General features: G+C 41.8%; 10 protein-coding genes. 4 read left to right on the plus strand and 6 right to left on the minus strand.

Translation table 11 applies throughout. The features are described from left to right. Positions 1-772: 772 nt before the first annotated feature. On the minus strand, positions 773-1,918 hold the full coding sequence (gene iadA / locus BN3456_RS15420; RefSeq protein ID WP_089985680.1) for a beta-aspartyl-peptidase: 1,146 nt from the start codon (positions 1,916-1,918) through the stop codon (positions 773-775). A gap of 198 nt (positions 1,919-2,116) precedes the next feature. Between iadA and BN3456_RS15425 the strand changes: the two genes are divergently transcribed. The 4 genes from BN3456_RS15425 to BN3456_RS15440 all read left to right on the plus strand — a co-directional run bounded on the left by BN3456_RS15425 (position 2,117) and on the right by BN3456_RS15440 (position 6,662). Beyond that, positions 2,117-2,644: a GNAT family N-acetyltransferase gene (locus BN3456_RS15425; RefSeq protein WP_242862907.1), complete on the plus strand. Its 528-nt coding sequence runs from the start codon at positions 2,117-2,119 to the stop codon at positions 2,642-2,644. A gap of 25 nt (positions 2,645-2,669) precedes the next feature. Beyond that, a complete protein-coding gene (locus BN3456_RS15430) occupies positions 2,670-3,524 on the plus strand; it encodes an aldo/keto reductase (protein WP_089985682.1) in 855 nt (284 codons plus the stop codon). 21 nt (positions 3,525-3,545) lie between these two features. Next, a complete protein-coding gene (locus BN3456_RS15435; protein WP_089985684.1) occupies positions 3,546-5,459 on the plus strand; it encodes a sigma 54-interacting transcriptional regulator in 1,914 nt (637 codons plus the stop codon). Between the two features lie 315 nt (positions 5,460-5,774). After that, positions 5,775-6,662: a dihydrodipicolinate synthase family protein gene (locus BN3456_RS15440; RefSeq protein WP_089985686.1), complete on the plus strand. Its 888-nt coding sequence runs from the start codon at positions 5,775-5,777 to the stop codon at positions 6,660-6,662. Positions 6,663-6,785: 123 nt separating this feature from the next. Here the strand turns inward: BN3456_RS15440 and BN3456_RS15445 are convergent, their stop codons facing one another. From BN3456_RS15445 to BN3456_RS15465, 5 genes are all read right to left on the minus strand, one after another. After that, a complete protein-coding gene (locus BN3456_RS15445; protein WP_089985687.1) occupies positions 6,786-8,084 on the minus strand; it encodes a DUF362 domain-containing protein in 1,299 nt (432 codons plus the stop codon). Next, positions 8,062-8,451 carry a DUF1667 domain-containing protein gene (locus BN3456_RS15450; protein WP_089985689.1) on the minus strand — a complete coding sequence of 130 codons (390 nt, stop codon included), beginning with the start codon at positions 8,449-8,451 and terminating at the stop codon, positions 8,062-8,064. Before BN3456_RS15450 ends, BN3456_RS15445 begins: the two co-directional genes overlap by 23 nt. Next, a complete protein-coding gene (locus BN3456_RS15455) occupies positions 8,445-9,683 on the minus strand; it encodes an NAD(P)/FAD-dependent oxidoreductase (RefSeq protein ID WP_089985690.1) in 1,239 nt (412 codons plus the stop codon). Before BN3456_RS15455 ends, BN3456_RS15450 begins: the two co-directional genes overlap by 7 nt. Before the next feature lie 4 nt (positions 9,684-9,687). Further along, positions 9,688-11,139: an NAD(P)/FAD-dependent oxidoreductase gene (locus tag BN3456_RS15460; RefSeq protein WP_089985692.1), complete on the minus strand. Its 1,452-nt coding sequence runs from the start codon at positions 11,137-11,139 to the stop codon at positions 9,688-9,690. 128 nt (positions 11,140-11,267) lie between these two features. Next, positions 11,268-11,942 carry a FadR/GntR family transcriptional regulator gene (locus BN3456_RS15465; RefSeq protein ID WP_089985693.1) on the minus strand — a complete coding sequence of 225 codons (675 nt, stop codon included), beginning with the start codon at positions 11,940-11,942 and terminating at the stop codon, positions 11,268-11,270. Between the last annotated feature and the right edge of the window lie 262 nt (positions 11,943-12,204).

Here is a 12,204-nt window from a genome sequence, read left to right on the forward strand (position 1 = left end):
CTATACATGTGAGACAGTCAGCGGATGCTTTGTAAAAGCAGGCTACAAGGTTTATTATTATGATGTGGACGAGCATCTCATTCCATTGTTTGATGAAAGTCTGATGGGTGAAATCAGTTTCCTGCTTATCTGCGGTTATTATGGCTATTCTACGTTCAATCTGGACTTTGTTAAAAAGTGCCGTGCCCAGGGGGTGACCGTCATGCAGGATACTACACATACTGCTTTTTCTCCTGAAGGTGCGTGCCCTGAAACGGACTATGTGGCAGTCAGTCTCCGAAAATGGATGGGGGTTACCTCCGGCGGACTGGCGTTTAAGAGAAAAGGAAAGTTCAAAGTAAATCCGCTGCCTGCTGATGACGAACACTTAACAATCAGGGACCATGCTCTGAAAACACGACAGGAATATGAAAAGTCCGGTGACGAAAGCCTGAATAAGGAAAGTGCTGATGCCTTCTGGAAAGCAGAATTTATGCTCCGGGGTATTTTTGATATGCAGGAGGGGGATGAGGCCTCCCTCTATACCATCAGACATTATCCACTGAAGGAGGCGTCTGAAAAGCGGCGGGAGAATTACGAATATCTTCTTGCACACCTGCCGGAAAATTCCGCAGTCAGATCTGTTTTCCCGGAACTCCCGGATGACGCCTGCCCGATGTTCTTCCCATTCCTGGTGGACGACCGGGCATCCCTCATGGAACATCTGGCATCCAAACAGATTCCGCCGAAGGTATACTGGCCTGTCCTGCGGCAATTCCCCTTTTCCTTTTTTCTACTTTTCATAAGTTCCTTTTTTTACAAGGTGTCCCTTTTCCATCATGCCCCCGCCTCTGGCGATGACCGTGTGAAGGTTCATCCTGCTGTCAAGCAGCAGCAGATCCGCATCTGCACCTTCTCTGATGCATCCCTTCTTAGGATAAAGTCCCAGAGCTCGTGCCACGTTGCAGGTCATAAAGGGAAGTGCTTTCTCCAATGGCATGTTAAGTTCCCGTACCATATACTGCAGTTCCCGTAAAAGTCCGTCCACACCGGACACACCGATTTCCAGAAGACTGCCGTCGGCTGCGTAACGGGACCAGCTCCCATGTCCGTCTGAGCTGATTGTGATACGGTCTGACGGGAGATGTCTCTTTATTACTTCGAGAATACAGTCACCGGGGCGTCTTTCTTCGGATATACCGCAGGTGAAATCTATAGAACCTCCCATTTCCAGAAAACGGTATCCTTCCTCCAGCAGTGCCGGATTGCGATTCACATGTGTAGGCCGGAAGATTCCTGTTGGGACCGCACTTTTATCCAGTGCTTCAAAGACCGGCTGCAGCCCGGAGGGTGCATCCCCCATGTGGAGCACTATAATCCCGGGTTTTCCGCTCAGCATTCCGGCAACTCGTGTGCGGCTTGCAGCCTGTATCAATTCATCCGGATTCACATTGGGGGCCCGGTGATCAGAAATCGCCAGCTTCAATCCCAGTACTTCCCGAATGAACAGGATATCTTTCTGATCTTCCCCCGTAATCGTAGGGCTGGGATATCCGTAGGCCCCTGTAAGCATGTAAGCACTGGCACCTTCTTCATTGAGAGAGGCCACCTTGGCATACAGATTCTCCACGCTCCGTGTCAGCCCGTCTGTTCCGAGAAGCCCCATGACAGTAGTGACTCCGCCTTCAATCAATTCGGAAAGCATGAGTTCCGGTGTACGTGTATGAAAACTTCCCTCACCGCCTCCGCCTGTCACATGAACATGCTGGTCAACCAGTCCCGGAGTAAGAATCAGTCCCTCCCCTTCAATTACCCGGCATCTGGCGGGTATATTTTCTATGCGTTTCTCTATCCATTCAATTTTCTCATTGCATATCAGGATGTCTCTGTGGCCTGCCCGCTCCGGTGCATAGACTTCCACATTTCTTATCATTAACATTTCAAACCCTCTTTTCTTAATGCTTTCGCAATCTTGCTATATTCGTAATTTTGGCTTATTTTTTTGTTCTTGTCAATATTAGTGCGGAACAAGGCTTTTGTGACTGTCGTTTTCAAAAATAAAATCATATAAAAAGTTGCTGCTGCAGCTATATTACGGTATTATATCACTATAAAGCTCTGAGGAGGTGATATACGAGTGGAATTACTATATTTGGAAAAGCCAGGAAACAGTTATTTGGAACAAATCTTCTCATATCGGCAGGAGTTTCTGGATGCCGGCAGTTCTATGGATGGTACGGGTTCTCTTTCGCGTACGCAGGACCCACAAGAATGGCTTGATCAAGTCGAGGCTTTATCTCATAAAGAGACAGTACCTGCTAATTGGGTACAATCTACGCAGTTTTTGTATGTCAGGAAGCCGGATGACAAGCTGGTGGGAATGATACAGGTCAGGCATTACTTTAATGAATATCTGAAAAAATTTGGCGGAAATATCGGATACTCAATAAGGCCATCAGAACGAAAACAAGGTTATGCAACAAAGATGCTGCATGACTGCCTGCCGTATTGCAAAAACCTGGGGTTAAATAAGGTATTGATCACTTGTCGTGATGATAATGAAGGAAGTCGAAAAGTTATACTTGCAAACGAAGGGATTTATGACGCTACGGCGTTTGAGTCGGAAAGAAAAGTAAATTTAGAGCGATACTGGATAGCACTTTGATTTTATACTAGTTTGGAGGAATAAAATGACGAAGTTTATTAAGTTGAAAAATGGTGATACAATTCCAAGATTAGGCATGGGCACATGGTTTCTAGGGGAAAAGCAGAAGACAAGAGAACAGGAAATAGATGCACTGCAGGCAGGAATAAAAGCAGGTGTGACTCTCATAGATACGGCGGAAATGTACGGGAACGGCAAATCGGAAGTGTTAATAGGTGAAGCAATTAAGCCTTTTGACAGGGAAAAGCTTTATCTGGTGTCCAAGGTATATCCTCATAATGCCGGAAGAGGAAAGATTAGCAGGAGCCTGGACCAGACGCTGGAACATCTGGGGACAGACCACCTGGATTTGTATCTATTACATTGGCGCGGAAGTATTCCTCTGAGAGAAACTGTCGAATGTATGGAAGAATTTGTACAACAGGGAAAGATTAAAAGCTGGGGTGTATCTAATTTTGACACAGATGACATGGAGGAGCTGTGGTCTGTGCCAAACGGAAATCACTGTGTAGTGAACCAGGTATTATATCACCTGGGTTCAAGAGGAGTTGAGTATGATCTGCTCCCCTGGATGGTACAGCATAATGTATCCTTAATGGCATACTGTCCGCTTGCCCAGGGCGGAAACCTGCGCAAAGAAATGCAGCGTAATCCGATTCTCCTCAAGATAGCTGAAAAACATGGCATAACGGTAATGCAGCTTCTCCTGGCTTTTGTCTTGCAAAATGAACATATGATTGCAATCCCCAGAAGCGGGAAGAAAGAACATGTTCTGGAAAATACGGCGGTACAGGGAGTTACATTATCAAAGGAAGATCTGGCAGACTTAAATAAGGCTTATCCCGCACCCGGAACGAAAATGCAGTTGGATATTGTATAGATTACATTACAGGAGGTACCAATGGTTAAGATAGGACTCTTAGTTCCTTATGAAGAAATGCTGGTAATTGCAAAAAAGATTGTTAAGGAGCAGGAACTTGAAGTAGAATACATGAGAGTAATACAAACTGTAGATGCGGTGAATGAGGCCCGTATGGCGATTGATGCAGGCGTGCATATTATTGTTGCCCGGGGATATCAGGCAAAGCTGATTAAGCAATATACAAATATTCCAATCGTTGAGATCCGTCTGCATGCTCAGGAGATCGGATTGTTAATAAAGAAAGCAAAAGAAATCACTAAGAAAGAACATCCGAGGATAGGGATAATCGCATTTGAAAATATGCTGTGTGATATGTCCTATATGGAAGATCTATTTGATGTAAAACTATTAACAGAGTCCCTGGGACGTACAGAAGATAATGCAAAAGCTTTATATGCCATGTCAGAAAAGAAACCGGATATTATTATAGGAGGCAGAATCACATGTGAGGAAGCTGAAAAAATGGGGTATCCGACACTTTTTTATCGTTCCACCGAGGAGTCCATTTCGGAGGCACTGCATTCAGCAAAAAAGATGGCATATGCTGCAGAATCTGAGAAACAAAATACAGCGCAGATCGAAACAATATTAGATGCGTCGTTTAATGGAATCATAAAAATTAATACAGACGGAAAGTTAATTGTAGTGAACAAACCTATAGAGAACCTAATTGGGAAAACAGCAGAACAAGTTATTGGAACTTCGATTTCGGAAATTTTTCCCGAGTTTGATATGGGAGCAATTTGGGATATACTACATGGAAAGAGAGAAAATTATACTATATCCGTGGATATAAGGAGCCAATCATGGATATTACTTGTGGCACCTATCCAATACGATGATAAAATAACAGGTGCGATTATTTCCCTTCACAAGGTGAATGATCTGGTTCAAAAAAAGAAACATGCACAAGACGAAATGATTTTGCGAGGTTTTACTGCACAGGCCACTTTTCATAATGTTTACACTGAAAATGAACAAATGGAAAAAGTGCTGGAGCAGGCAAAAGAATATGCGCTGTCAGATAGCCCTATATTAATCTACAGTGAAACGGGTACGGAAAGTCATGTAATTGCAGAGGCCATTCATAATAGCAGTGAGAGAAAATCAGGGCCCTTTGTAAGTATAAATATGAGCGGCGTTGACAAAGACAAGCAATTGGAAGTTCTTTTTGGCGGAGAATATGGGCTGACTGATGTACAAACCAGGATGAAAGGAGCATTTATTAAAGCAAATCACGGAACTGTCTTTATTAAAGGAATTGAAGATTTAACTTTGAGAGTTCAGCAGCAGATGGTACGAGTTATGTCATCCTGGCAGATTACAAAGACAGACATGCAATCCATTGACAATGTAAATGTGCGGGTCATGGTCAGTTCAAAAACAAACTTATACTGTTTGGTTAAAGAAGGTAAATTTAGTGAAGAACTATTCTATTTGATTCAAGGATTAACACTGGAAATTCCGTCTTTAAGTCAGCGAAAGGAAGATTTGCGGTATTATTTTAAAAAATTTTTTAAGGAATATTGTCAAAAATATAATAAATACTTAGTGCTTACCCACGGGGGGAAAGATAAAATAAACCAGTTATTATGGCAAGGAAATTTAATTCAACTTAAAACTTTCTGTGAAAGGCTGGTCATTACTGCAGACAAACGCAGCATTGATGAGGTAAGAATACAAAATTTATACAGTGAATTGTATCCATATATCAGTGAAATCGGAGGCGAAGAAAAAGTAGTTATATATAAATCTCCTGAAGCTGTAAAATTGAGTGAGTTGTTAGAAAAGTATCGAGGAAATAGAAATCTGGTGGCAGAAGAATTGGGGATTAGCACAACTACCTTGTGGCGTAAGATGAAAAAATATGGAGTTGAGGCAAAATATAAGTGAGAAGCGAGAATAAACTTTATATGTCATAAATTGATGCTTTTGCAGGATAAGATTTGTGACAATGTAATAATTTTTCAAATTTTGAAATATATAATTTAAATGGTGCACAAGAATGTTTCGCCGAGGGATGGACGGAATGAGAGAAGTACAAGAAAAAATGGGGTATTGCAATAAAATGAAATATAAAATTCAGCATTTGAAATATTGTGTATAGGGACAAAAAGCAAGTGCTATTGTTAGACGTTTCGTCAGTAGTTTTTTTCTCCTTAATTCTATAAAATAAAATCGGAAGAAAATCAAAAAGGAGAAAATAAAATGAACTTTATACCAAAAGGAATAATCCCACCAATTATCACACCACTAAAGGATGACGGAGAGGTAAACTTTCCAGTGTTAAGGCAGTTGGTTAACCATCTGATTGAAAATGGTGTACATGGTCTTTTTCCAGTAGGAACGACCGGTGAATTCTATGCATTTAATAATGAAACATACAGAAAAATTCTTGAAACTGTTAAAGAGGAGGCTGCAGGCCGGGTGCCAATCTACGGAGGAGCTAACCATATTACTACAAGAGGGGTTATTGAGTTAATCAAAATTTGTGAAGAGGTAGGCGTTGATGCAGTATCTGTTTTGACACCAATGTTTATTTCACAGACCCAAGAAGAGCTATATGATTATTTTTCTACAATTGCAGCCAACACTACACTTCCGATTGTCTTGTATAATAATTGTCCGAAGACCAATATTACGATTAGCCCTGCAACAGTTGCAAGGCTGGCAGATATTGATAATATTGTCGCTGTAAAGGACAGTACGGGTGACATGACAAATACAGCAGAATATATTAGGCTCACCAGAGGAAAAGATTTTTCTGTTCTGATGGGGAGAGATACGTTGATTTATGCTGCTCTTTGCTATGGAGCGACAGGTGCCGTTGCATCTTGTGCGAATGTTGCACCCAGAATTACCGCAGATATATATGATAAATATACGAGTGGGGATTTGAAAGGTGCTCTTGATGCACAGTTTGTATTAGCGCCGCTTCGTATTGCATGTAGTATGGGCACCTTTCCGGCGGTAATAAAAGAAGGGCTGGTTCAAGAAGGAATTCCTGTAGGAAAATGTCTGGAACCAATAGCAGAGTTAAAGCCGGAAGAAAAAGAAAAACTACACGAGGTGCTGGTTGAAATGGGATTGATTTGAGTCTTCGATGAGAAATGATGAAAAAGTGCTGTTTAATATGTTAAGATTCCGCTTGAAATCCATAGGGTAACAGGCGGAATCTTTTGATTTTCTTACAGTATTTATGGAAAGAGTAAGCTATAGTCAAGATATTAAGTTTCCATTGTTGTCAAATAATAATTCTTCAGGTTTATCTATAGCCTTGAGGTTAGGATATTTTCCTTCAGAAACATCTTTATAATATTTTTCAGATAGCATAATATCTCCAATGTGAAGACTATTTGGAATCCTTACTATTTGCACCTGCTCTTTGTTAATCCCTACGCAGGTTTTGATACATAACTGAATGGCCTCCCTGTCATTGGAGGCTACACAGGGGATTCGTGCAGAGGCCAGTACAGTGCTGGTGATACAGTTTGGATACATTACATCTGCATCTATCTGGTCAAATAATTTCTTTGTTATGGCACTTGCAAGTCCTACCCCCAGTGCGTTTCCGTGGGACTCTTCACTCAAGTTTAACATACATGTTCGCTGTACATCAATTCCCCCACTGGCGTATTCCGTCGAAAAGGTGCCTGTGATGTTAGGGTCAACCCCAGTTCCACTGTAGTTTTTTCCGATTTCGTCAACAATGAGTACATCACATTTTCCAACGATAAGCCTTGGCATTTTTGAAAATGCATATTTAAGAAGTTCAGGTTCTCGTTCCATTATCTTCTCCGGTAAAATTGCTTCTATTCTACAGGTTTCATCGTAGGCATTTTCTATACAGGGAATTGCAAATAGAATAGGTGCTTTATCAAGAACAACCTTTGCCATATCCGGAATATTTTGACTGATCACATCCATGCCGTCTCCGTGTACCCTTTCGGCTCCCACCTGTTTACCCAATCCTACAGTCATCATCTTGCAGGGGCCGCTTTCATAGTTGCCGCGGAATGCATTATGTGGTTTTAAGCGGCAGGATACAATAATGCCATCTGCCTCAAAGGCGTTTTTATCAAAGGCAACAGGGATCCCTCTTTCAGAAGATCCCAATTCTACAGTCAACATGGACGAACGTATTTCGCATCCCATGGAAGTTTCTGTAATACCATAGCCGGCTAAGACATCCACCTGTCCCCTGGCAGTGGCCCCGCCATGACTTCCCATGGAAGGAACAATAAATGGAATTGCTCCTTTACTTTTTACAAAATCTACAATTGACTTTGTAATTATAGAAATATTTGCAATGCCCCGGCTGCCGGCGGTAATGGCAATATGCATGCCTGGCTTTATTTTATCGGCAAACGGGCGCTGTCCCATTTCCTTCCATACAACAGAAGGAATGTCTTTTGATATTATTTTATCCTGCTCAAAAAGTTGACGGGCATGAAACATTTTTGGTATTTTTATTTCTTTTAATAATGCTGAAACATTACCTTCCTTTATGATCTTCATAAATTTCCCCTTTTTGAATGTTCTTTGTTGCGATAATATTGCTGCCAGTACTTGCTATATCTTCGATAAGTACAGAACCGATTTTAACAGGAGCGTTCACCTGTACTTTTTTGATTTTACTCATAACTTTGAAAATCTGGTCCTTCTCAATTGGCTGATCCAGGCGGACACTTACCAGGGGCTGGTCTCCGCCGTTTACTAAAACTGAGGTGGCAATGTTCCGCATGGGACTTGTTATCTCCTGACAGGCATAATCCCGGCCTTTTGGGCAGCTATTTCCGGTTATGTCTATAATTTTTCCGTCTGTTATTTTTATTTCAAGATCACAGCCGACAGGGCACATGATACAGGTTAATTCTTTTAACATAGTACCTTCACCTCCAGCTGTGTGATGTTATGAAGTTTACTTTTATTCACTGGTATTTGAATCATTTCTGCAGGCAGTGCCTTTTTCAGATGTATTTTTTTAATTAACATTTCTTCGCTGCATATCGCTATGCTACAGTCTCTGAGAGGCTGTCGGACTCGAAGAGATAATAGGAAGTCATGGTCTGCAGAAATATTTTGCGGCACGGTATAACCAATTAGCTTATCTGTGACAATTGGAACTGCTTGAATGGGGAAAGTACACTGGTGTCTGACATATGCCGCCACAGATTGAGCTAAGCGCTCTCCCTCAAGAGAAACAAAGTCAACTAAGTCGTGCACATGAAGTACGTTGCCCGCGGCGAATATACCATGGACATTTGTCTGATATGATTCGTCAACTAAAGCACCCTTTGTCCTTGGATCCAGGGTTACACCTGCTGCCAGTGATAATTCATTTTCCGGAATTAATCCGACGGATAAAATTAATGTATCACAAGAATGGGTTACTTCAGTTCCAGGAATAGGTGTGAAGTTTTCATCCACCTCTGCGATTACAACGCCTTCCAGACGTGAAGTGCCGATGATATCTACAACAGTATGACTTAGATGGAGTGGAATTCCATAGTCATTTAGACATTGTTCAATATTTCGGGGTAAGCCATTGGGATAAGGCTGTATTTCAAAGACGCCTTTTACATGTGCACCCTCTAAGGTCATGCGGCGCGCCATAATCATGCCGATATCACCCGAGCCTAAAATAATAACCTCTTTTCCGGGCATTTTATTTTGGAGGTTCACATATGATTGTGCAACGCCGGCAGTATAAATGCCTGACGGACGTGTGCCGGGAATGCTTAGGGCATGCCTTGTCCTTTCTCTGCAGCCCATGGCTAATATAACAGCCTTTGCTTTATATTGCATGATTCCTCTGGAGGAAGTGGCAGTTACTACTTTTTCATGTGAAAGATTGATAACAGTAGTATCTGTCACATATTTGATATTCCGTTGCTGTAATTCATCAATAAAACGTTGAGCATACTCCGGTCCGCTCAAGGTCACTTTGAAACGAGTGAGACCGAATCCATCATGAATACATTGACGTAAAATGCCGCCCAAATACTTCTCGCGCTCAATAATCAAAATGTCCCGGATGCCCTCATCATATAGTTTTATAGCAGCGGCAAGTCCTGCAGGTCCGCCGCCGATTATAATAACATCTTTCTTTCGCATATGATTATCCCCTTACCTTTCCCACAAACATGTATGAATCTTTATGCTGGTATAGAATTTCTTTTTCAGGTATGTTTAGCTCTTCCTGTATCATTTTGGTGATTCTCGTCTCGCAGTAGCCACCCTGACAGCGCCCCATGGTTGCACGTGTACGGTTTTTGATGCTCGCTACAGTGTGCGCACCCAAAGGATTATGTATAGCCTGAAGAATCTCGGCCTTTGTTACTGATTCACATCTGCAGACTATTTCACCGTATAGAGGGTTATCTTGGACAAGTTTTTCTTTCTCTTCCAGAGATAACTCAGAGAATCTTGTGATTCCTTTCCGATAAGGGCAAAAGTCGGGATTGGAAATTAATGAATCAACTTCCTGCATCTTTTGGACTACACGTCTTGCAAGAGGAAGCGCACATGTTATACCAGGAGATTCTATACCTACGAGATTAATTGCATGAGGGGCGTCTTCCCTGCGCTCCAAAACAAAATCCTGCACTTCTCCGGTGTCCGGATCAACTAATTTCCAGCGGATACCGGCAAATGTTTTAATAAAAAATTCGGGACGGACTTTATCAAACATTTGTGAACTATCTTTAACAAGACCTGCAAGATGTTCTCTGGTAGTGGAATAATCCTCTCTTCCTTCTGTCATATAAGAGTCTGGTCCCACCAATACATTACCATCAATAGTAATTGTTGCATGTGTGGCAAACCCTCCCTTTTCATTAGGAGCCGGATACACAGGGGTCCTTAACCCAATACCGGCTTTTTTGTCGAGCACGTAATATTCACCCTTGAAGCCTCTTGTGACATAGCCGGTAATACCTAGCATATCCGAGATTTTTGTGCTGTACATTCCGGCACTGTTGATTACCCACCGTGAGGTTACCATGCCGTTATTTGTTGTAATATGATATTGGCTGGTATCTGTTTTTAAGCCCAGCACCTCGCGATTGAAGCAAAAATGCACTCCATTTTGCTGTGCATTTTCGGCGAGAGCTATTGTGTACTGTATTGGATCTAAAATTCCTGACATAGGACTATACATTGCAAATTCACCACGGGCATTTGGCTCAATTTGGTTCAGCTTCTTCTTATCGATGATTTCCAGGCCATCTACGCCGTTTACTTCACCGATTGACTTGTATTTTAATATATTGGTGTAATCAGTATCGGTAAAACCAACGACAACTTTTCCGCTTCGCCTAAAAGGAACGTCTAGTTCCCGTGCAACCTGATCAAACTCACGATTTCCTTCTACTGCACAAACTGCTTTTAAAGAGCCGGGTTTATAAGTAAAACCGGCATGCAGCATGCCTGTATTGCGGCTTGAATTACCATATGCAACATCAGGCTCTTTTTCAAGTACACATATTCGAAGCTTATATCTGGAAAGCTCTCTTGCGATCGCACATCCTACAACTCCGGCTCCAATCACTACTACATCGTAGCTATTCATGAGTACAACCCCCTTTTATTTGTTTATAAGAATTGTAATGTAGCCTTTGTGTGCCTGCAATATTGCCGTTAAAAAAAGAACAGCTTTTCCCTTGTTATTGATTAAACAGGACAAATCTGTTCTAATGTTTATCTTTCAATGCGTTCGCTGTTCTGCATTAGGTGCATTAACATACTGTCATAGGCATCGCTGGACTTAGCATGATTGACTGCATTGGCTATATTACGATGCACTGCGATGGTTTTGGCCCCCAACAGCTCTTTAGGCATGCTATGCTGCAGCAGCAGGGCCTGATGTATAGATGGGATAATGTTACTGACTACAAGATTTTTGCTGCTGGCCGCTATAAGAGAATGAAATTCTAAATCTTTAAGGAGATAGGATTTCTTTTCACTGAATAGGAGTTCCATCTCATCACAAAGCTCTGATAATTCCCGGCGTTCTTTCGCAGAAGCGTTCTGAGCAGCTAAAGCAGCCATCTTTGGTTCGATTAAAATGCGCAGCTGTATTAAATCCTCAGACATTTTTTTCTTATCATAAATCTGAGATAATCCGAGAGGATCATCACTTATTAACATACGCTTTGATACAAAAGTGCCGGATCCTTTTCGAACCTCTAAGATATTTTTGGAAACCAGTATTTTGATTGCATCCCTCAGCGTGTTTCGTCCCACCTCCAATTCTCCAGCAAGTTCGTGCTCATTGGGAAGCTTTGAACCTATTCCATAGTTATTGCAGTAAATCATATTTAACAATACATCTGCAGTTTTCTCGGCCAAAGAATACTTATTTAATTTACTCATCTCAAATCCCCCTTTTCAATGATTCCAATATTGCTGCGCAATAGAAATAAAGTCCTTTGCTGCAATACTTTGATAGCGATTTTTATTATAGCATGCTACTATGTCTCTTATACACATCTCCGAGCCCACGAGACTCCTGAGCATCTCGTATGCCGTCTTCTGCTTGAAAAAAAAAAGAAATTCCCCCTGTGATGCAGCAATAACGAATTTCAAATCACTTTGCTCTGTTCTTGTGGGTAGACCGGTCGCCGGGCCGGGCCTC

It is taken from the genome of Clostridium sp. C105KSO13 (assembly GCF_001517425.1).
Taxonomy (GTDB): Bacteria; Bacillota; Clostridia; order Lachnospirales; family Lachnospiraceae; genus Muricomes.